This window comes from Rossellomorea sp. LJF3, assembly GCF_037046045.1.
Classification (GTDB): Bacteria; Bacillota; Bacilli; order Bacillales; family Bacillaceae_B; genus Rossellomorea.
The window spans coordinates 113,440-135,127 of sequence record NZ_JBANLY010000002.1; the positions used below are offsets into that span (position 1 = coordinate 113,440).

Below are 21,688 nucleotides of genomic sequence, written 5' to 3' on the forward strand. Positions count from 1 at the left end.
GCAGTTTGGTATGATTGTTTATTTTACATGAATTTTGGTTTTATGATAGACCTGCGTAAATAAAGAGGCTCCATGGGAACCTCTTTTTGATAGAAATGATGTTAGAAATAGTTCCAAAAACCTTTATGGGAGAAATCTTTCCTTTACCCAGCTCTTCAAAACACTGTGGCAGCTCTTCAAATGTGATCGTTTTCTCAAACAGCCCGCGTAAGCCCGATTCCTTATCTTTGATCTGCTTAAAATACCATTTAGAATGTTGTTCATAATCCCATCCATCACTTGACCCTACAACCTTAAGTTCTTTGCGGAAAAAGTCAGGTTGCAGGATAAAAGATTCCTTATTCCCGTCGGATAATATGCACATTTCTCCTTCATACTTAAGCGACTTTTGCAGTATCTTAAATGCATCGTTAAACCCCGAGCACTCTATTGCATAATCATAGAAATCACTTGGGCACTCACTTTGATCTTTATAGACGGTTTCCGCCCCCAATCCCCTTGCCAATTCGCCTCTGACGCTATGAGGTTCTACCATATCAATGTGACTGACCTTCATATATTCCTTCAGATAATGAATGGTCAATAGACCCATCGTCCCGGCACCTGTAACCAACACCCGATCGTTCTCATTCGGATTCAATTTAAGCACACCTTTTGCTGCATCACATGACAATATCACGAGCAATGCCTCTTGATGGGGAACATCTCCCGGAACGAAAATGGCCTTACTCTCTTTTACGATCCCATAATCCTTGTGCCCATAAAATGCAACAGCCCTGTCCCCTACTTTAAAGCCTCTGACTGACTCACCTGTGGCTATCACTTCCCCAAAACTTTCATATCCTGTCTCTTTCGGGTAAGTCGGCGGAAGGTCAGTGGGATCGGTTTCATTGTATTGAGGAAGTTCTGCCCCGATGCTGATGGCTCCGGCAACGGTTTTAATGAGAATCTCATCTTCATTGAGAGGAGGTATGGTTTGTGTCGTCCACTGCAATGTGCTTTTCGCTGTTAGTTCAAGTGATTTTTGTATCATGTCGCCTTTCCTTTCATTCAAATATTTTCGCCAATTTATCTGATAGTCTTTGCGCCTGGCTCTTAATAGAATTTTATTACCCTCGGGTAAAGAGACTATCTGTGTCTCGCTTCATTTCGTTTCAGCAATGAAATCATTAACAGAAGTACACCATTTAATGTAAACGTCCCAACGAGAAGTTTTATGATGAATGCAATGTCGGGTGCGTATAGATTGATTGAATGCCAGGGAGTAGAGAAGAAATAAGACAATAGTGGAATGATTCCGATCGCAAGAAGTAAGGAGAGTGATCCGATAAATATCCATACTCTCTTCTTAATGACAGCTTTCGGTCTGAGTCGGGATATATTCCAAAAGCATAATAAAAAAAGGAAAACTGTGATGGAACAGACAAGCCATAGTAAGTGATGATTAACCGCCTTCACTTCCGGCATTGTCCCATTTTCAAGAATCGTCTTGATACCACCCCTCATCCAGATGGTTGAATGGGCTTCTGAAAAGTTGTTTTTGTTTGTGAGTAGGATAAACCCATAGTTCCCATTGGGATTGATGAATAGTTCTGACCGGGAATCGGGTGTTTCACCGCCATGAAAATAGTACGAATCATCTGCACTTGCTGAGATTCTCCAGCCATGACCGTAATACATATCTTCTTTTCTATGAACTTGTGGAGAAGTATACGTAGAAAAGGTTTTCTTTGAGAGCAATTCTCCACCTCCGTCCATCATAAATCTTATGAACTTCGATATATCATCTGAAGTGGAGACCATATACCCGTAAGAAGCACCGCTATCATCCATAAACCCTTTACTTTTTATCGGCTTGCCGAACCATGTTTGAAACCCGGGCTGATACCCTAATTCTTCTGCATCCCTAAAATTTGTTACAGTCCTGGTCATTCCGATTTTTTTAAAAATTTTATCATCCATAAAAGTAGTAAACGACTGATTCGATACATTCTCTACTACTTTTGCCAACAGTAAATAATTCGCAGGGCTGTATTCATGCACTTCCCCTGGTTCATGATTTAAAGAAACACCCCTCAGTTCCTGAACAGCTGTAGCTATTGCATCTTCTCCTCGAAGATTGCGGTCTGCAAGAACCATCCCGTCATACGAGCTAATCCCGCTAGTATGCGTCAGCAGCTGCCTAATGGTCACTTCCTGATCGGAGCTATCTTTCCTATAATAGAAGTGTGGTAAGTATTGAGATATCTCTTGGTCCAGGTCCACCCTTCCATCATCTACTAATTTCATGATAGCGAGGCTGGTTATGGGCTTGCTGACCGAACCAATCGTAAACATGGTGTCCTTTGTTACTGGTGCCCCATTGCTTTGTACCCCGAACCCCGCTTCATATATGAGTTTGCCGTCCTGGACAATGGCTAATGAAGCACCTGGGATCTTATACTTTTTCATTGAATCTTTCATAAATTCATTAATGAGTTCTGCTTTGGTCACCTCACCACGAACATGTGAAGCAATAGGAAGCACGATGCAACAAATCAAACATATAGAAATAAGTATTTTTTTCAAGGTCGATGTCCCCTTTCTTAATGAATCGCCAGAAGAATAATGATATTTTCATAAATTTACCAATAAATACATCATCATACTAACGACCAGAGGACTAACTTATAGTGAGACTTGAGACGTAAGGAAAAGAAGTCTATATATGACAGGTTTATTTTCAAAAGTGAATCTCCACCAGTCCCCTACCATAAAAAAGATCCGCCACGAGAGCCAAGCTGGCTCCACAGCAGATCTGCTACTCACATAAAACCTCAATCAGTCAAAACGTTCGATTCACTTCCCCTTAAACTCCGGCTTCCGCTTCTGACTGAATGCCAGTAAAGCCTCCACCCGGTCTTCAGTGGGGATTGTGATTTCATATGCCTTTCTCTCAATCTGCAACCCTGTCTGCAGGTCCACGTTCATCCCATTCTTAACGGCAAATTTAGCCTGCTGCAGGGCAACCGGGCCATTCGCTAACATCGGTTCAACAAATGCATGGACTTCCCCCATGAAATTCTCTTTTTCTACTACCTTTGTAACAAGTCCGATTTCCAATGCTTCTTCTGAAGTTAAACGTTTAGCCGTCAGGATAAGTTCGAGGGCTTTGGATTCACCGACCAGTCGCGGCAAACGCTGAGTCCCTCCTGCTCCCGGTATGATGGCCAGGCTTGTTTCGGTCAGCCCCATTGTCGTACCTGCTACAGAAACCCGGAAGTCGCAGGCGAGAGCAAGTTCCATCCCTCCACCGAATGCGTAGCCGTTCATGGCGGCGATGGTCGGCTGCGGAAGGGTGGCGACAGATTGGAAGACTTCTCCGATCTTGTAAACGTTACGGATGACCTGCTGTTCAGTCAAGGTCTTTCGTTCCTTAAGATCCGCTCCGACGGAGAAAGCTTTTTCCCCGCTTCCTGTAAAAATGACGACCCGGACGTCCGGATTGATGCGGAGTGCTTCGACTACCTGCTGCAGTTCGTTCAGTGTATCGTAATTAAAGGCGTTCATTGCATCCGGCCTGTTAATGGTGACCGTTGCGACGTTGCCCTTTTGTTCTAGTAAAATGGATTCCATGTTTGTTCTCCCCTTTGTCTAAGTGTTTCCTCCTTATGTATGATTCGACACGAATCGAGAAAACCCTTTCATTTTTTAAAAGGGCTGAACACTTCGCGGGCTAATGCATAGACTATTCGTGACATCTACCCATAAAGGAGTTGTAAGATATTATGCATCATCCGTATAATCAAAACCCTTACTTCCAGCATCAACAGGCCAGTCAAAGCTTCAATCCGTACCACCGTGAAACGAAGAGCCTTCCGGATCAGTGGGTTGAGTATATTCAACCACTTGTAACCCGTGCCTTATCTGAAGTGGAAGAAGGCATCAATCTGACCCACCTCTTCCAGGAATTTATCTTATCCGGCGTGTTGGTCGGGCAGGGATTCACTCCGGAGCAGGCAATTGAGCAGGTCGAGACCTGGGAAAAAGGTGAATCCAAGCTATTACAGGCTAGTAAAGCTATGAAATGAAGCAAAAAGATGCTCAGTGATCCACTGAACATCTTCTTTTTTTATGACTGTAGGACTTGCTCTTTTAACGCTCTTCTTAAGATTTTTCCTGTTGTGTTCTTCGGCAGTTCATCCAGGAACTCGATGGAAGCCGGAAGCTTGTATTTGGCAAGGTGCTCTTTACAATATTCCAGCACACTCTGTTCTGTCAGGGATGGATCGCTTTTTACAACATAGCTGTTGACGGCTTCACCCAGTTCGGGATGCGGAACACCGATGACGGCAGCTTCCACGATACCGGGATGATTGTATAGCACTTCTTCCACCTCACGAGGATAAACATTATAGCCCCCTACAATTATCAGCTCTTTTTTACGGTCCACAATGTAGAAGTAGCCATCTTCATCCATGCGGGCAAGATCCCCGGTATATAGCCAGCCGTCACGGATCGTTGCGGCGGTTTCTTCTTCCATCTTGTAATATCCTTTCATGACATTCGGTCCTTTGACAATCAGTTCACCGACCTGTCCTACAGGGACTTCTTCTCCCATTTCATCGACGACTTTATTCTCCAGGTTCATGATTGATGTTCCGATCGATCCCGGTTTTCTTGGTCGATCAAGCGGGTTGAAGCATGTCACAGGTGACGCCTCGGATAATCCGTATCCTTCAGAAATCATGACATTGAATTTCTTCTCAAAGTTTTTCAAGAGAGCCACCGGCAGGGAAGCGCCGCCTGAAATACAGAGACGAAGAGAGGATAGATCTTCCGGGTTTCCATCAGGATACTGATGCAGGAAGTTGTACATGGTCGGTACTCCGGCGAATACGGTTGGTTGATACGCCTTTGATAATTCAAAAATGGCCTTAGGACTGAAGCGTGGAACGATTAACAGGGTGGCTCCTCTCAAAAGAGGTGCATTCAGGACCACTGTTAAACAGAAAACATGGAACATTGGAAGGGCGGTAATGACGGTATCATCTTCATTCATTCGTAAATAACTGCCGACGTCGGTCGCATTGGAATAAATATTCTTATGAGTGAGCATGGCACCTTTTGGTTTCCCTGTTGTTCCGGACGTGTAAAGAATGATGGCCACCTCATTCTCATCCACCGTCTCACCTTTGAATCCGGGGTCCCCTTTCCCCAAGACACTTGTAAACGATTTCATTTTAGGGTAAGCAAGAGATATTTTTTCTAAATCAATATCCTTCGCCCGTTCATCTCCTGATTCACACAGGATGAAATGCTCCACATCCGATAACAGATGCTGCATTTTCCCGATTAATGGCACGAGCAGATCAAGTGTGAGAATGGCCTTCACATCACCATTTTTCAGAATGTAGCCAATCTCATCCGGAGTGTAGATCGGATTGACCGGAATGACCTTTAATCCAAGACGCAGTGCACCATATAATCCGATGACAAAATGCGGTGAATTTCCCAATACAAGCGCGATATGATCTCCTTTTTTCAGACCCAATTGCTCTAAGCCGCTTGCAAATTTCGATACAGCTCCATTTAATTCCCCGTATGTACTTGAAGTATTCAAGAAATGATAGGCTGTCTTATCTGCTTTCTCTTGAGCGATTTGGTCTAACCGTGCAGCAATATTCAATTGTATCCCTCCCCTTTTCAATAAACTGAATGAATGGTCATTCATCAAACTATTAAAAGTATTCAAAATATATTCTATATAAAGAATAGTATTAATACAAGTATAATGATGTAAAAAAACCGCCCAATTTGGACGGTTCTTCCATTTATATCAATACACCAAATCAACGAATTCATCCTTCGTGATATTACCGAAATAGTGTTGGATATCAACACCTTCCAGTGCCCCGGCAATGTCTTTCCGCTCGTACCGTGTACCAGAAAGCTTCTCTTCAATGTCTTCTACATTTCCCACCCCGAAGAAATCACCGAAGATTTTACAATTATCGATCTTCCCTTTATTCACTTCGAGGCGGACATCGATGGAACCGACCGGGAAGCGGTGGGAATGCTGGAGATTGAATTTTGGTGATTTCCCATAGTTCCAATCCCAGTTCTGATAGCGTTCCTTTGAAAGCTCATGGATATTCTTCCAGTCTTCTTCCGTCAGGACATATTCTTCTACGTCGCTTCCGTCGAAAATAAAATCAAGGAGGGTTGAGCGGAACTCTTCTATGGTCATTTGTTTCGTCAGGAATTCGGAAATATTGGCCACACGGCTCCGGATTGATTTGATTCCTTTTGATTCGATCTTGTCTTTTTTTACCCGGAGAGCGGACACGACGTTTTCCATTTCGGAATCGAACAGCAGCGTTCCGTGACTGAACATCCGACCCTTAGTGGAGAACTGGGCATTCCCGGAGATCTTTCTGCCTTCTGCGATGATATCGTTGCGACCGCTCAGCTCTGCTTTCACCCCGAGTTTATGGAGGGCCGTTACAACAGGCTCAGTGAATTTTTTGAAATTGTGAAAGCTCTCCCCATCATCTTTCGTGATGAAGCTGAAGTTCAGGTTCCCCAGGTCATGATACACGGCTCCCCCACCGGAAAGGCGGCGTACGACGTGAAGTCCCTGTTTTTCTACGTAATCTGTATTGATCTCTTCGATTGTATTTTGGTTCTTTCCGATGATGATGGAAGGTTCATTGATGTAAAATAATAAATAACTCTCATTAATATCTAAGTTCTTCAGTGCATATTCTTCTATAGCAAGATTGATCCGCGGATCTGTGATTCCTTTATTATCAATAAATAACATCGTTTTTCCTCCTAAATTTCTACTACCATATCTTTTTTTGCTAATGATACATTACCGCCATAAATCGTTTTCGCTTCTGTAACTAACTGCTCCAAGTCGCCGAAATGAGGCAAATGGGTGAGGATGAGATTCCGTGCACCGGTTTTCTGAGCGAGTTTCCCGGCATCCAGACTAGTCATATGACCAGCGTTCGAGGCATCCATCTCCCCATAGAAATTACACTCACACAGAAGCACATCAGCATCCTGCCCGAATGAAACAAATTCTTCCCTGAAGGCGGAATCTGCTGTATAAAAGAGGGATTTCCCATCTGCTTCGATTCTCATTCCGTAACATGGAACGGGATGCTTGGATTTCACAAACGTTACCGTGAAGGGACCAAGGGATAAAGAAGAGTCCTCAGTATACTCGTGGGCTGTCATTAAATCTTTGTATGTAAGGGAATTGTATCCTTGCTGATCTTCCCTATGGGCATATACAGGCAGTGTACCTTTGTTTTTACCCAGGAAGTATTGAATCAATAAAGCGTGTTGTAATACACCTATATCTGCCACATGATCGGGATGATAGTGGGACAGAAGGACTGCATCCAACTCTGTTGCTTCTATATGGTGCTGAAGATGGGATAGTACACCACTTCCACAGTCAATCAGCAGTTTAAAGCCATTGGATTCAAGTAAATACCCGGTGCTCGCTTCACCTGCTTTCGGATATCCGCCCCATTGACCAATAACGGTTAACTTCATGTTTGAACATCGCCTTTCACTTTAGTCTGTACCCCTACTATACTTCATTGTGCCTATTTTTTCATTTTTTCCGCCCATTTTAGAATTAATTGTTGACGAAACTCATACTGTTATAATACAATAAAATAAATTAACACATCAGTTATATAACACGAACAATTGATGGGTGAATACAAATTTACGGAGGGTGATGAACATGGTAAAAAATATTGTTGAGTTCTTTCGAAATTTGCCGCCTAAGTCTTGTGCACAATGTGGAGATACAATTGAGGAGCAGCATGAATGCTACGGCATTTATTGCGAAAAATGTACGACTGACTACGAATACTAAGCGTATGAAAATCAAGGGGTACTAAAAAGGATGCTCTTCAAAATGAAGAGCATCCTTTTATGATTATTGTACGTCCACTGTTTCCATGGTGTGTTCGTGAATTTCTTCTCCTTTGGTGACATGGACCTGTACATTATAGGAACCTTTCTCCGGAAATGTATAGGATCCTTTGTATTCTCCGCTTTCACCTTGGGTCAAATCCACCCATTCATGCTTTTCTTGACCATCCTGATAAATTTCAAAACGGACTCTGGCGTCTTCCAGTGCAGCTTCTTTATTTTCTACATGCACCATCATTTCCGCTTCTTCACCCGCGGTAATCCTGTCGGTCTTCATCAAATGGATGGAAACGGTACTTTCATGGTCGCCATGGTGGTGATCTTCACCCGCTTCCTTATGTTCGCCGGCTTTTACTTCTCCAATTGCAATTTCCGTTTTCGGCATCGTATGCATGTCCCTTGCGGTTACATGGACCTGTACTGTATACAGACCATCTTCTTGAAACGTCTTTTCCGCTTTATAAAGCCCGCCTTTTTCGTGCTTGGCTTCGATCATTTCGCTTTCGTCTTTCTGACCATTTTTCCAGATCTCATATTTCACTTCACCGGCATCGTCGACGTTCTCATCACCTTGAGTGACTTTCGTGGAAAGGGAAACGGGTTTACCTTTTTCTCCTTTTTCAGGAACGTCTAACTTTGCGTCGATCGCTTCCAGTTTTTCATCCTTTTTTGCTCCGTTATCATCTTTTGAATTTCCGCATGCCGCGATTACCACTGCAAGGAAACCCACCAGCATAAATAAGCTTATTTTCTTCATGACCACATTCTCCTTTAGGCATTCTCTTTTCATGTATCACCATTATGTACGTCTCACCATTTAGTATACACCTTCATATTTACCCGGGGTTTGTCCATTTTATGAAGAAAAAACGGCAGATGTGTGTGACATCTGCCGTTTTTTTCCTTATGCTTCTGCTGTTTTCGAATATTGTTTCTTGAATAATCCCACAAAGAACACTGCTGTCAATGCAACGAACACAATGAAGTATCCCAGCAGGATGTATAGATTCTGCCACATGAAGGCAAAATCTCCGCTTGAAATGACCGCTTTGAACGCTGACACGGAGTACGTCATCGGTAACAGTGCACTGATTGGCTGAAGTGCAGTCGGTATCAATTCAAGTGGGAATGTACCGGCACTCGTTGTCAATTGCAGAATCAAGATGATGATGGCGACGAATCGTCCCGGATCACCAAGGATTGTAACCAGCATTTGAATCAATGCCAGGAATGTAAGACTTGTAATAATAGTAGAAAGTAAGAATAATGGTACACTTTCCACTTCAAGACCCAATCCAAAGAGTAAGATCGCTGCTGCAATCAGTGATTGGATGATCCCGACTGTCGTCAGGACTGTGAATTTACCCATGAACCAGCTCATCCCGCTTGATGGGCGGCCGGATGGTTCGCGGAGTGGATACACAATCGAGATTAATAATGCACCTACGAATAGTCCAAGAGATAAGAAATATGGAGCAAATCCTGTTCCATAGTTTGGAACATGATTGATTTTCTCATTTTTCACGTCGACTGGACCCGCCATCATGTCATACGTATCGTCGTCCGCTTTGACACTGTTGGCTTCTTTTGCTGCATCTTTTAATTTCGAGTCGTATTCCTTTGTCCCGTCTGATAGTTTCGTTGAACCGGTTGCGAGCTCAGTGGAACCATCGGCGAGTTTCCTGGATCCGTCTGCAAGCTGATTGGATCCATCATATACCCGGTTAAGGCCTGAGCTGAGTTCATTCGCTCCTGAAGCAAGACCTACCGTTCCCTGGTATACGTCTCCAAGTTTTTGATTTAATAATCCGTAGTTTTCCACCACTTTGTTTTGACCTGCCACAAGTTGATTGGAACCTTCGTCAAGCTGTGCTGAACCGGCCACGAGCTGATCGACGCCACCCTGGAGTTTCTTCTGGCCATCATTTAATGCCCCGATTCCACCGGCAAGAGAGTTCGCTCCTTTTTGAAGTTCAACAGCACCATTACTTAAAGCCCCGGTACCTGTCTGAAGTCCGGATGCACCCTGCTTGATCTGGTCGATAGCTGCCTGAAGTTCAGCCTTCTTTTCTTCCGGAAGGCTTCCCATGAATGGAGCCAATTCTTCTTCAAGCTTTGAAGCTCCGGCACCAATCGCTTGAGCTCCTGCTTGAGCGCTATCGGCTCCACCTTTCAAAGCACCGATTTTTTCTGCAAGGGTCTGTGAACCTGCCTGCAATTTAGCCGTATTGTCCACAGCACTATCGAGACCAGCGTCCACCTGTTCCAAACCGGCCTTGCTTTTATCGATTCCGGCCGCAAGGGAATTCAACCCGGTTTGAACATCCTGCGTCCCTTTATATAGTTGCTGTGATTTATCCGTCATGACCCCGACACCGTCAGATAGTTCCTGAGAACCTTTTGCGAGTTTCTCGGCACCTGCACGGGTTTTGGCCACACCGTCTGTCATCTCCACGTTCTTTTCAGCAAGGACGGCTAAATTATCCTTTAGCTTCTTGGCACCTTGAGAGAGATCAATGGCCCCGTTGTTGATTTCCCCTGCTTTGTCACTGGCGGTCTGGAAACCATCTCCCATTTCCTGAATCTTACTAAACATTGTTTCTGCATACGTTTCTGAAACGGATTTAGAAAGACTCGCTTTGATTTCTTTCATGGCCGTTTCCCCGATTTGAGCAGATAAGAAGTTAAAGCTTTCATTCGGGACATATTTCAGAGAAAGCTTTTGAGGATTATCTTCTAACAATGTTGTGCCATTTTCAGAGAAGTCCTCTGGAATTTCTACAAGCATATAGTAGTCTTGTTTCTCCAGATTCTTGTATCCTTCTTTTTTATCCACGAAATGAAAATCGAACTGATCGCTTTCCTTCAGCTTATCAACAAGCTCCGATCCGATGTGCAACTCCTTACCGTCAAACTCTGCTCCCTGGTCACTGTTCACAACAGCTACAGGAAGATCTGAAAGCTGCTCGTATGGATCCCAGAATGCCCAAAGGAACATTCCGCTGTACAGTACAGGAATAAAGAGCACGGCTAGTATTGGAATGAGCAGCTTCTTGTTGCGAAAAATCGCTTTGAATTCTGAACCAATAAATGATTTCTTCATATTATCCTCCTATTATTATTCAAATAATTGAACTATTGACCAATAAACCCAAACGGTCATTGAAAGGCAAAAAATAAATGACTATTTCATTCAATTGGTCATTTTTTCCTAAAAATGAAGGACTATCAATTTGATAACCCTTTAATAATATATAGCTCAAACAGATGGGCTATTTCATCTTTATCAAGTGGACCATGTGCACGTTCCCAATCGAAGATCAATGAAACGTATAGCTTCAACAGGACGAATGCTGTCATTTCCGGATTGCAGGGCTTAATCGCTCCTGAGAGAATGGCCTTTTCAATTCGGTGACTTAAGAATTCTATGACCACTTTTTCCATGCGGTCAATGACCTCGGATACAGCAGGTGTTCCCATTTCACGGGCTTCCTGATATAACTTGATCGTCAGCTTATGCTCTTTGCGAAATTCGAGAAGACGAAACAACGCACGGTGGACATTTTCAGAAAATGTAGCTTCCGGATCAATCACTTCTTCTGCTTCAAGGGTCATTTCATTAATTAACGATGATACAATCTCGTCGAATAATTCTTCCTTATTCTTAAAGAACGTATAAATCGTTCCTTTTCCCACATTCGCTATTTTAGCTACTTGATCCATCGTCGTGGCTTTATACCCAAACAATGAAAAAGAATTGGTAGCTGCCTCGAGGATCTGTTTCCTTCGATCAATCGCCATGAACTCGCTCCTTCCATTTGACCGTTTGACTATATTTGTAATTTAGTCATTCTGTTAACATTGATAAATTTATCACATCTTCGATCATTACACAAGTGATATTTTTCATTTTCTTTATCCCCGTTCTTTCATATCGAATAAGCCCTCTTGAATAGGCTATAGGTATAATACCGTTCAGGAGGTGTCATATGAATATTTACGCAGTAAAAAGCGGGGATTCACTCTGGTCGATCGCATCGAGGTACGGGGTTGAGATGAACCAGATCGCTTATGGAAATCAATTAAAGAACCCAAATATACTCGTTATCGGACAAAGTCTTCTCATCCCGGAACCTTTAAAAGAATATATCGTTCAGCCAGGTGATACGTTGTATAAAATCAGTCAAAAGTATCATATGGATCCCAATGAACTACAGACATTCAACCAGATTTCCGACCCTTCCACACTATTTATCGGTCAGTTGATCGTAATGCCTGCTTTCATTCACAGGGTTCGAACAGGCGATACCCTTTATACCATTTCCTATAATTATAAAGTTCCCATGCAAGAGATTTTAAATGCGAATGCCATCTCGAATCCATCCCTTATCTACCCTAACCAACAGATTCGGATCCCGAACACGAAACCGTTGATCGAGGTAAATGCATACACCACGAGGACTGACAGTCAAGGAGTTGCCGAAGTGAATGGGCTGGGAAGCTACTTCACATACCTTGCTCCTTTTACCCACTCCATCACAAAAGAAGGAACGATTACCGAACTGAACGATACCGGCCTTATTTCGGCTGCGGATAATCAACATGTCGACCCCCTATTGGTTCTGACCAATTATGTAGACGGCAAATTCAACTCCGATCTTGTTGCAACGATCTTAAGAAACGATTCACTGCAAAATACGTTAATCTCTTCCATTCAGAAGAAACTGGAGACAAAAGGTTATAAAGGCTTGAACATTGACTTCGAATACGTTTACCCCGAAGACAGGGAAAATTATAATTCCTTTTTAAAGAGGACCGTCTCAGCATTAAAACCAAAAGGCTATTCTGTCTCAACGGCACTCGCACCGAAAATCAGGGGAGATCAAAAAGGCTTATTATACGAAGCCCATGACTATAAGGCTCACGGCGAAATTGTTGACTTTGTTGTCCTTATGACTTATGAGTGGGGATGGGCAGGGGGGAAACCATGGGCGATCGCACCCATTAATGAAGTAAAAAAAGTACTGGACTACGCCGTGACGGTCATACCCCGTAATAAAATCCTCATGGGGGCTCCCTTATATGGCCGTGATTGGAAAGTACCATGGGTGGACGGGACCTTTGCGAAATCCGTTTCTCCCCAGGGTGCCATAGACCTTGCAAGCAAATACGGGGTCCGCATTCAATACAATGACCAGTATCAGTCTCCATTCTTCAAGTATTGGGATGAAACCGGGCAGCAGCATGAAGTCTGGTTCGAAGATGCAAGAAGCATGCTGGCAAAGCAAATGGTCGTGGACGACTATAGATTAAGGGGGCTGAGCTACTGGGTTCTGGGTTCTGCCTTTCCACAGAATTGGGTGCTTCAGCATTCAAGATATCGGGTAGTGAAGTAGGATGCACCTTCATTAGAGGGTGCTTTGTTTCATCTGGAGAGTGAGGCATAGAGAACACTCCGCATGCCACTCAAAAAAAAGACCACCAGTTTCCCGGCAGCCTTCAAAATGATTAGTTCAAATAATCCAGCACTTTCGCTACGGTCCTCTCCCCCTGCCCGATGCAATCGGGAATACTCAATCCATCGTATGAACTCCCAGCAATGAATACTCCCGGCAAAGCGGCCTCTGCTTGATCATACATACTTTGAATACGTTCCCTGTGCCCCACCGTGTATTGAGGCATGGAGTTTTTATAACGTGAGACGATCGTGAAATCAGGCTGACCTTCAATTTCCATGATCTTACTCAAATCATCGAGCACGATTTGCTCGATGTGGTCGTCGGATAAATCCACGATGGTTTCATCACCGGACTTGCCAAGGTAGCAGCGCAATAATGCTTTTCCTTCCGGAGCCGTGTGTGGCCATTTTTTATGTGTCCACGTTCCCGCAGTCAGGGAGTAATCGCTATTTCTGGAGACCAGGAATTCTGTTCCTGCGATATCTTTTTTTATGGCCTCCTGTGAGAATCCCATTGCAACCGTCGCCACTGAGGTGGCAGGCATCTCCTTTAAAAAATGTAAGAATGGATAGGAGGGAAACATGGATTGCAATACGTGATGGGGAGTCGTGACGATGACGCTGTCTGCTTCCACTTGATCCCCGTTCGTGAAAGTGACTGTATAATCATTGCTGACTTCTTTTTCTATGTTGGTTACCTTCATGCTTTTGTATACGGTATTTGGTTCCAAACTTGCTTCCATGGCATCGATCAATGATTGGAGACCCTCTGTAAAAGTCAGGAAGTTCCCTTCTTCGTTCGATTCCCCGGATTGTCCGCTCTTTTTGATGCCGGCTATTAAACTGCGATGTTTCTGTTCCAATTCATAGAGTTGCGGAAATGTAGACATTAAGCTTAATTGATCGATGTCCCCGGCGAATATGCCCGTTAAGAGCGGTTCGATCAAATGGTCAACAACTTCATCCCCCATTCTCCTCCTGAAGAATTTACCCAATGACTGGTCTTCTCTTTCCTGGGAGCGCGGAAGGATAAAATCCGCTGCAGCCCTCATTTTTCCTGATAGTGAAAATAAACTTGTTGTGATGAAAGGGGCGATTTGGGTTGGAATCCCTACGATGGATCCCCCGGGAATTGGATAGAGTTCACCACCGGCTATACAGTAGGACGTGCCTTTCCGATTTCGGACGAGCTTGTCCTCCATACCCAGTTTTTCCGCTAAACGGGAGATTTCCGTTTTGCTTGACAAACAAGAATCCGGTCCCTTTTCGATGATATAGCCGTCTTTTTTAAGGGTTTGGACCTTCCCGCCCAATCGGTGGGTGGCTTCTACCAGTTTTACTTCGATGGGGAGATTATCTTCCTTGATTTTCTGTTGCAGATAGTAGGCCGTGGTTAAACCGGTGATCCCCCCGCCTACGACTACAATCTTTTTGTTTTGTTGTTCCAACACGTTCATCGCCTTCTTTAACAAAATATCTTCGTATCCAATAATAGAGAAGGACTAAAGCGTTGAGAGTGAACCCACTCGCTTCAGTCCTTCCTGTAAAGCCAAAAACGGGAAACTATTTTTTAAGGTGTTTTAACACGACATCTGCCATGGCATCAATGAATTCCGGTTTGGCGTTCGGCATTTCCGGACGATAGTAAGTAGCTCCGATATCATCTGTGACGACTTTACATTCATAATCATTGTCATAGAGTACTTCAAGGTGATCAGCCACAAAGCCTACCGGTGTATAAACAAAAGTAGTGTAGCCTTTTTCCTTGTGAAGATCCCTTGTCAGGTCCTGGACGTCAGGCCCGATCCATGGGTCTGGAGTATTCCCTTCACTTTGCCAGCCAACTGCATATTCCGTGACACCGGCTCCCTCAGCGATCATCTTCGCCGTTTCCTCTAATTGCTTCGGATAAGGATCGCCGGACTGCAGAATGCGTTCAGGAAGGCTGTGTGCAGAAACAATGAGTACCGCTTTATTTCGCTCTTCATCACTCATTTCTGCAAACGTTTCCTTCACCCTGTCCACCCAGTACTGAATGAATTTAGGTTCCTCATACCAGCTTTCAATCGATGTGATCTTTGGACCGCCAAGCTTTTCCGCCGTCTCTTTCGCACGTCCATTGTACGATTTGACGCTGAACGTTGAGAAATGAGGGGCGAGTACGATGGAAACCGCTTCTTCAATGCCGTCATTATGCATTTGTTCCACTGCGTCTTCTACGAATGGTTCGATATGCTTTAACCCAAGATACATTTTAAATTCAATGTTGTCTTGAACCGCATTTAAACGTTCCTCCAGGCTTTTCGCCTGATCAAGGGTGATCTTCGCCAGTGGGGAAATCCCCCCGATCGCCTCGTAACGTCCCCGCAGGTCTTCAAGCAGTTCACTGGAAGGGACTCTTCCATGGCGGATATGTGTATAGTAGCGTTCCAGATCTTCTTCTTTATATGGTGTACCATAGGCCATCACCAATAGACCCATTTTCTTCTTTGACATCCCATTTCACCTCATTGTCAGTTTCATACATTACATTATTGTGCCATGTTTCTTTCATAGAATCCATTTATAGATATGTGTGAATGTTCTCTACCTGGCACTGTATTCATGTACAAAGGCTGCTAATCGCTTTAATGTATCTGGATTGACTTGAGGGAATACTCCGTGTCCGAGGTTGAAAATGTGGCTTAGGTCCTTCCCTTGATCCAGGATCTCTTTGGCTTTTTCTTCAATTACGTCCCATGGTGCCAGCAGGATCGCAGGATCCAGATTACCCATCACCGTTTTGGAGATGCCTCTTTCCCTTGCTTCCCTGATCGGCAATCTCCAATCAAGTCCGACTACATCGATGGGGAGATCATGCCATTCATTCGCAAGGTGGCTTGCTCCGACACCAAACATGATCAATGGTACATTCTCTTCCTTCAGTTCATTAAAGATCCTTTCCATGACCGGCTTGATGAATGTGCGATAATCCTGTACATTCAATGCGCCTACCCAGGAGTCGAATATTTGGAAGGCAGACGCCCCTGCTTTGATTTGGGCTTTTCCGTAGGTGATTGTCATCGCTGCCAATTTATCCATTAAAGCAAACCAAGCTTGTGGTTCTGCGTACATGAACGCTTTTGTTTTATTATAGTTTTTAGAAGGGCCGCCTTCAATCATATAGCTTGCCATCGTAAACGGAGCACCGGCAAATCCGATCAATGGGACCGACAATTGTTCCTGTGTCAGTAATTTGATTGTGTCCAATACGTAAGGAACATCCTGTTCAGGATTGATTTCCCCAAGCTTTTCAACATCCGCAGTCGTACGGATAGGATTATCAATCACAGGGCCGATGCCTGATTTAATCTCGACATCCACTCCAATTGAAGGAAGCGGTGACATGATATCCTTGTAAAGAATTGCTGCATCGACATCATATTGTTCCACAGGAAGCCTAGTCACATATGCACAAAGTTCAGGTTGGTGCGTGATCTCAAATAGGGAATATTTCTCCTTGATCTTCCTGTATTCAGGCTGTGAACGACCCGCTTGTCTCATATACCAAACCGGAGTATACTCCGTTTTCTCTCCCCTTGCCGCTCGTAAAAAAGTATCATTCATCTGTTTCATACCTTTGTTCGTCCACCTTTCTATGTAACTCCATTAACCCTATTGTAAACTAATTTGAGTAGATTCTAAAATTGTCATTTCTATTAGCTGTATGTTCAAACGTTGTTGCTGTTAATGAAGCGAGTAGTGGTTGATTTCCGCTGCAGGTGCTCGCTTTCCGCGGGGCGTGAGTTGAGCCTCCTCGGGCTAAAGCCCTGTGGGGTCTCAACTTTCACGCATTTCCCGCAGGAGTCGAGCACCTTCCGCTTCAATCAACTTTCTAAGTATCGTTTTTTACTTCAAACTAAAAACAATTCTTTGACCAATTTAACAAAACCAATTTATTCCTTATTGTCATTTCCAAATAATTTAGTAGAGATACTTTTTTGACTGTCGTGTCATTTATAGGGCTCTGTCAAGTCTTTCCCGATTAAGATGGTGAGGGGAACTGCGTAGACTCCCGCGGAAAACGGGCGTGTCGAGACCCCGGAAGCGAAAGCTGAGGAGGCTCGGCCGTTCGTCCGCCGGAAAGCGAAGCGGTTCCCCTCACCATCTACCACACTCTGATTGACAGAGCCTTTAGCAAATTCAAAGTTTGTTAGAGAACGTACAGATTGTAACCCTTTTAAACTATAGACGTTTTAGGGAGAATTGTATAGTTATCAAGGGAAAATGTCATAAATTTGCCGATTTTTGAAGGGTGGTGAAAAAATATCCATCTTTCATGTTACAAGAGAGAAAGAAAAGGGAAGAGTATAGTAGAAGTGACTACTTTATTGAGGTGATTTGGATGAAGCTATATATGACGACGGGAACACATGACTTCCTACAGAAACTAATGAATCAGCATGCAGGTGAAAAGATGATCTTAATGCAGGGCGAAGATGCACTGCTTTTACATGAAACAAGCGGGGAAAGTGTCTTTGAATCCCCTCGCAGCTATGAAATTGTTGATCAATCAGGTGAACTTGAAAGCAAAGGATACGTGGTATTCAACAACATCCCCGTATCAGACGAAGGCAGGCCGCTTTTTGAATACCGCTTTAAAAACCGTGCCGGTCTGATTGAAGAGGTACCAGGGTTTACCGCGATTCGGGTTCTTAGACCACTGGACAACGATACATATGTGATCATGACCCTTTGGGAGGATGAACGGAGCTTCCTTGGCTGGCAGGAATCCAAGCAATACGAGAAGGCCCATGCAAAGAGGGGCACTGAAGAAGGAATCGATAATCAAAAGGATATCTTCCCACGCGCTTCCTATGTAAGTAAATACTATGTTTCGGGTCAATCCTGAAGAAAAGCTGCCTAAATTCAGGCAGCTTTTTTCTTTTCAATCTTTACAATTGCAGTGAAGGTGTACATACATAATTACAAATGATTAACAGTATACTTAATCGTATTGGTTACAGACATCCTGAATGAAAGGAGAGGAGTTCCGATGAGTGAAACATGTTTGCTTTTGATTGATTTTCAAAAGGCATATAGTGATTCTTCAAGGGGAAAGCGTAATAATCCCTGTATGGAAAAGAACGCTTATCAGCTTTTGCACGGTTGGAGAGAAAAAGCCTGGCCGGTTGTACACGTGCAACATTCTTCTTTCGATATGGAATCACCACTTCATTCAAGTTCAAGAGGTTTTGATTTTATAGAGTCTTTCCGTCCTGTACAAAAGGAAAAACACATCATTAAGCACGGCAATAGCGCTTTTATCGATACAGATCTGGATTTATATTTAAAACGGGAAAAATATAAATCCCTTGTTGTAATGGGGTTCACAACGAATCACGGTATATCCACTACTGTCCGTATGGCTGCGGATCTGGGATATGAAGTGACGGTTCCTTATGATGCCACTGCATGCTTTGAAACCTATTCCTTTGACGGTTCCCTATTTTCCGCTGAAATTGTTCATGGCTTGTCTCTGGCAAATCTTCATCATGAATTTGCTTCCATTTCTTCAACGGATTCCCTGCTATCATCAAAATTGAAATTAACTAAGCCGGTCATTTTTTAATCATCATTTTCGTTTTTAGCAGAATGGGCTTAGTCAAAAGGAATGATTTCATTCCTTTTGACTAAGCCCATTCTGCTTTCTGCCTTTCATATAACTTCTCTACTCTTTCCTTCCGGCTTTATGGAGTATCCCGTTTCGATTCGCATAAATGGCCGCCTGGGTCCGGTCTGCGACTCCAAGCTTACTCAAGATATTACTCACATGGGTCTTGACGGTCTTGATCCCGATAAATAATTCTTCAGAAATTTCCTGATTCGTCAGCCCATCACCCAAGCATTTCAACACATCCATTTCCCTTGTCGTTAACTCTTCATGAGGCTTTTTTTCCTGGGGGCGGAATCGGTTCAGCATCTTATCGGCAACTTTGGATGCTATGACCGATTCACCCTTAACCGCTTTATAAACCGCCCCGGTTACTTCTTCTGCACTGGCCGTCTTCAATAAGTAACTATGAGCACCTGCTTCGATGGCAGGAAACACCTTTTCATCGTCATAGTAGCTTGTAAGGATGATAATTTTACAGTGAGGATGAAAGGATAGGATTTTCCTTGTGGCTTCGATGCCATTCCCATTCTCCATTAATAAATCCATTAATATGACGTCGGGCATATACAGCTTGGCAAGTCGAGCCGCTTCATTTCCACTTTTCGCTTCTCCAAGAAAGTCAATCCGATCTTCTGTCAGTAAATAGGTTTTCATGCCCAGCCGTACCATCTCGTGATCATCTACAATCATTACCTTTATCTTATCCAATTGTCTTCCCCCTTTGAATTAGACCGGGATGCGGAGATCGATATACGTTCCCTCTTTTTCTTTGGAGCGAATCTGAAATAGTCCTCCAATTTCCTCCGCCCTCTCTCTCATCGTTTGAAGTCCATACGAGGTCATCTTATTTTCCTTTAGGTTAAATCCCTTACCGTTGTCACTGATATACAATGTGACAAAGCCCCCTTTTTTCTCCGTCACAATCTTTACTTTCGTTGCTTCCGAGTGACGGAGGATATTTGAAAGACTTTCCTGGATGATCCTGAACATATGAGTTTCAGTACCTTTCGATAAGTCTTCCATACCATCCAGGGTGGCATCGATCTCAATTTGTGTTTTTTCCTTCAATTCTCTGATTAAGATGGTTAACGCTTCACGAAGACTTTCACCCCTTAAGTCGATCGGTCGCAGATGAAGAAGAAGGGCCCTCATCTCACCTTGGGCCTTCCCTGCAATGTCGGCTACTTGTTTCACGATGATTTCAACCTTTTTATAATCAGTCCCTATGCTTTTTTGCGCCGCGGAAGAAAGCATATTCAGTGCAAATAATTGCTGGCTGACAGAATCATGCAAATCCCTGGCAAGCCTCTGCCTTTCCTCCATGACCGCAGCCTGGTGAGCCTGATCGGCAAGCTCCGACTTTTCATCTGCCAGCCTCTGAAGTGATTTCACCTGTTCCTGAATGAATACCGCAAGCTGATTCAATTCATCCGATAAAATCCCGAGCTCATCATGCTCATATCTGTCCACCCTGGCAGAGAACTTTCCACTTCGGAGTAAGGTGACGAAGGTGGATATATCATCGATTCTGCCTTTGAATGTATACCCTGTACGAAAACCGAAATAAATGCTTAATAGGAATAAAATAAGGCCCAACCACGTGGTTAAATAAATGGAAAGTTTAAGAGAGATACTGGGATCCTCTGAAAGGAACAGATAGACTTGCAAAACGATAAAAAAAAGTAGAATGGTCATGACAGCCATCATCAAAAAGCTCTTGAAGATCCAATTTCGGATATTTGAGGTTTTATTCAATCTCATTCCTCCTTTAACGCTACCTTTATATCCTGGTAATCCGGATCGAACCGATTTTCACATCAATCGTCAGTTTAATTTTTTTACTTGCCTCGATATAACCTGGTGATCGATAATACAGTTCAGAACGGATATCAGCAGATTTCTGATCAAACAACTTCACATCCCCCACCTGCACCTTCAAAGTGATTTCCACAGGGACATTTTCCGGAATGATCATCTTCACATCGCCAATCCAACCTTTGATATCAATAGGTGTTTCCCCTTCAGGAATGAAGGCTTCACTGAAATCAAAATAGTAATCTCCGATGGCATTGTAAAGTTTCATATTCTCCAGGGGCCAGTTCGGTTCTGAGAAACGGATATCCCCGACGATAAACCCTCTATTTATCTTGTTTTTCTTCTGGAGTATCTTTTCACTCAGCGGTTGTCCTTCACGAGCCGGTTCAGCTGACTTATCAAAAGGATAATCACTGCTTATACTCACTTGAATCGGTTTATTCCTCACAATCCGATGAATCGCAATGGAAATAATGATAACCGGCCATAACTTCCACCAGTTCCCGTAATCGAAAACCAACACATCGTATTTATCCAAGAGGATCAGCACCCCAAGCGCCAGGCTGAAAAGGCCGAATAGTAATTTGCCGAAGCTTTTTTTCAAAAAGCTGTCTCCTGACCACTTCAAGCCCAGCAGCAATAACAAAATAGGAATAATATTGACAAATATCTGCGTTATTTCCAAGGAAATGACACCTATATTCAGTAATAATAGCCACAATCCTATCACCATCAGCAAAAATGAGAAAAACCATTGCTTTCTTCCTTTGTATCTCATACTGGCACCACCTTCACATCACTTATAGCTTTCGCTATTG

At 43.5% G+C, this 21,688-nt stretch carries 20 protein-coding genes; 5 read left to right on the top strand and 15 right to left on the bottom strand.

Translation table 11 applies throughout. The features are described 5' to 3' along the window. Positions 1-40 precede the first annotated feature (40 nt). The 3 genes from V8G47_RS03035 to V8G47_RS03045 form a co-directional block, all read right to left on the bottom strand. Positions 41-1,033, bottom strand: a complete 993-nt coding sequence (locus V8G47_RS03035; RefSeq protein WP_336198826.1) for an alcohol dehydrogenase catalytic domain-containing protein — start codon at positions 1,031-1,033, stop codon at positions 41-43. Between the two features lie 95 nt (positions 1,034-1,128). Beyond that, positions 1,129-2,463 (bottom strand): serine hydrolase domain-containing protein, encoded by a 1,335-nt coding sequence (locus tag V8G47_RS03040; RefSeq protein WP_336198827.1) that lies wholly within the window; start codon positions 2,461-2,463, stop codon positions 1,129-1,131. 375 nt (positions 2,464-2,838) lie between these two features. After that, entirely contained in the window at positions 2,839-3,615 is a 777-nt protein-coding gene (locus tag V8G47_RS03045) for an enoyl-CoA hydratase-related protein (RefSeq protein ID WP_336198828.1), read from the bottom strand. A 152-nt stretch (positions 3,616-3,767) separates the two neighbouring features. Here V8G47_RS03045 and V8G47_RS03050 point away from each other — a divergent pair, with 152 nt between their 5' ends. Continuing rightward, positions 3,768-4,070 carry a hypothetical protein gene (locus V8G47_RS03050; RefSeq protein ID WP_218925524.1) on the top strand — a complete coding sequence of 101 codons (303 nt, stop codon included), beginning with the start codon at positions 3,768-3,770 and terminating at the stop codon, positions 4,068-4,070. Between the two features lie 41 nt (positions 4,071-4,111). On the opposite strand, the gene V8G47_RS03055 is transcribed toward V8G47_RS03050, so the two are convergent. From V8G47_RS03055 to V8G47_RS03065, 3 genes are all read right to left on the bottom strand, one after another. Further along, positions 4,112-5,668: a fatty acid--CoA ligase family protein gene (locus tag V8G47_RS03055; protein ID WP_336198829.1), complete on the bottom strand. Its 1,557-nt coding sequence runs from the start codon at positions 5,666-5,668 to the stop codon at positions 4,112-4,114. 150 nt (positions 5,669-5,818) lie between these two features. Further along, a complete protein-coding gene (locus V8G47_RS03060; RefSeq protein ID WP_336198830.1) occupies positions 5,819-6,805 on the bottom strand; it encodes a lipoate--protein ligase in 987 nt (328 codons plus the stop codon). An 11-nt stretch (positions 6,806-6,816) separates the two neighbouring features. Beyond that, positions 6,817-7,551 carry an MBL fold metallo-hydrolase gene (locus V8G47_RS03065; protein ID WP_336198831.1) on the bottom strand — a complete coding sequence of 245 codons (735 nt, stop codon included), beginning with the start codon at positions 7,549-7,551 and terminating at the stop codon, positions 6,817-6,819. Between the two features lie 196 nt (positions 7,552-7,747). Between V8G47_RS03065 and yhfH the strand changes: the two genes are divergently transcribed. Next, positions 7,748-7,882: a protein YhfH gene (gene yhfH, locus V8G47_RS03070; protein ID WP_079533738.1), complete on the top strand. Its 135-nt coding sequence runs from the start codon at positions 7,748-7,750 to the stop codon at positions 7,880-7,882. Between the two features lie 63 nt (positions 7,883-7,945). Here the strand turns inward: yhfH and V8G47_RS03075 are convergent, their stop codons facing one another. From V8G47_RS03075 to V8G47_RS03085, 3 genes are all read right to left on the bottom strand, one after another. Further along, positions 7,946-8,698, bottom strand: a complete 753-nt coding sequence (locus V8G47_RS03075) for a FixH family protein (protein ID WP_336198832.1) — start codon at positions 8,696-8,698, stop codon at positions 7,946-7,948. Positions 8,699-8,845: 147 nt separating this feature from the next. Then, on the bottom strand, positions 8,846-11,044 hold the full coding sequence (locus V8G47_RS03080; protein WP_336198833.1) for a YhgE/Pip domain-containing protein: 2,199 nt from the start codon (positions 11,042-11,044) through the stop codon (positions 8,846-8,848). A gap of 125 nt (positions 11,045-11,169) precedes the next feature. Next, complete coding sequence (locus V8G47_RS03085) at positions 11,170-11,742, bottom strand: TetR/AcrR family transcriptional regulator (protein ID WP_336198834.1); 573 nt, start codon at positions 11,740-11,742, stop codon at positions 11,170-11,172. A 188-nt stretch (positions 11,743-11,930) separates the two neighbouring features. Between V8G47_RS03085 and V8G47_RS03090 the strand changes: the two genes are divergently transcribed. Then, on the top strand, positions 11,931-13,337 hold the full coding sequence (locus tag V8G47_RS03090; protein ID WP_336198835.1) for a LysM peptidoglycan-binding domain-containing protein: 1,407 nt from the start codon (positions 11,931-11,933) through the stop codon (positions 13,335-13,337). A 112-nt stretch (positions 13,338-13,449) separates the two neighbouring features. Here the strand turns inward: V8G47_RS03090 and hemY are convergent, their stop codons facing one another. From hemY to hemE, 3 genes are all read right to left on the bottom strand, one after another. Beyond that, the gene (hemY, locus tag V8G47_RS03095; protein WP_336198964.1) at positions 13,450-14,847 is read right to left on the bottom strand and encodes a protoporphyrinogen oxidase; all 1,398 of its coding nucleotides are present in this window, start codon (positions 14,845-14,847) and stop codon (positions 13,450-13,452) included. A gap of 115 nt (positions 14,848-14,962) precedes the next feature. Further along, positions 14,963-15,895 carry a ferrochelatase gene (gene hemH / locus V8G47_RS03100; protein ID WP_336198836.1) on the bottom strand — a complete coding sequence of 311 codons (933 nt, stop codon included), beginning with the start codon at positions 15,893-15,895 and terminating at the stop codon, positions 14,963-14,965. 90 nt (positions 15,896-15,985) lie between these two features. Next, on the bottom strand, positions 15,986-17,014 hold the full coding sequence (gene hemE / locus V8G47_RS03105; protein WP_336198837.1) for a uroporphyrinogen decarboxylase: 1,029 nt from the start codon (positions 17,012-17,014) through the stop codon (positions 15,986-15,988). A 769-nt stretch (positions 17,015-17,783) separates the two neighbouring features. Between hemE and V8G47_RS03110 the strand changes: the two genes are divergently transcribed. Further along, positions 17,784-18,290 carry an antibiotic biosynthesis monooxygenase family protein gene (locus V8G47_RS03110; RefSeq protein ID WP_336198965.1) on the top strand — a complete coding sequence of 169 codons (507 nt, stop codon included), beginning with the start codon at positions 17,784-17,786 and terminating at the stop codon, positions 18,288-18,290. 144 nt (positions 18,291-18,434) lie between these two features. After that, complete coding sequence (locus tag V8G47_RS03115; RefSeq protein WP_336198838.1) at positions 18,435-19,010, top strand: cysteine hydrolase family protein; 576 nt, start codon at positions 18,435-18,437, stop codon at positions 19,008-19,010. 99 nt (positions 19,011-19,109) lie between these two features. On the opposite strand, the gene V8G47_RS03120 is transcribed toward V8G47_RS03115, so the two are convergent. The 3 genes from V8G47_RS03120 to liaF are packed head-to-tail and all read right to left on the bottom strand — an operon-like array spanning position 19,110 to position 21,648. Continuing rightward, positions 19,110-19,763, bottom strand: a complete 654-nt coding sequence (locus V8G47_RS03120) for a response regulator transcription factor (protein ID WP_336198839.1) — start codon at positions 19,761-19,763, stop codon at positions 19,110-19,112. Between the two features lie 18 nt (positions 19,764-19,781). Beyond that, the gene (locus V8G47_RS03125; RefSeq protein ID WP_442970789.1) at positions 19,782-20,816 is read right to left on the bottom strand and encodes a histidine kinase; all 1,035 of its coding nucleotides are present in this window, start codon (positions 20,814-20,816) and stop codon (positions 19,782-19,784) included. Positions 20,817-20,835: 19 nt separating this feature from the next. After that, a complete protein-coding gene (liaF, locus tag V8G47_RS03130; RefSeq protein WP_336198841.1) occupies positions 20,836-21,648 on the bottom strand; it encodes a cell wall-active antibiotics response protein LiaF in 813 nt (270 codons plus the stop codon). Between the last annotated feature and the right edge of the window lie 40 nt (positions 21,649-21,688).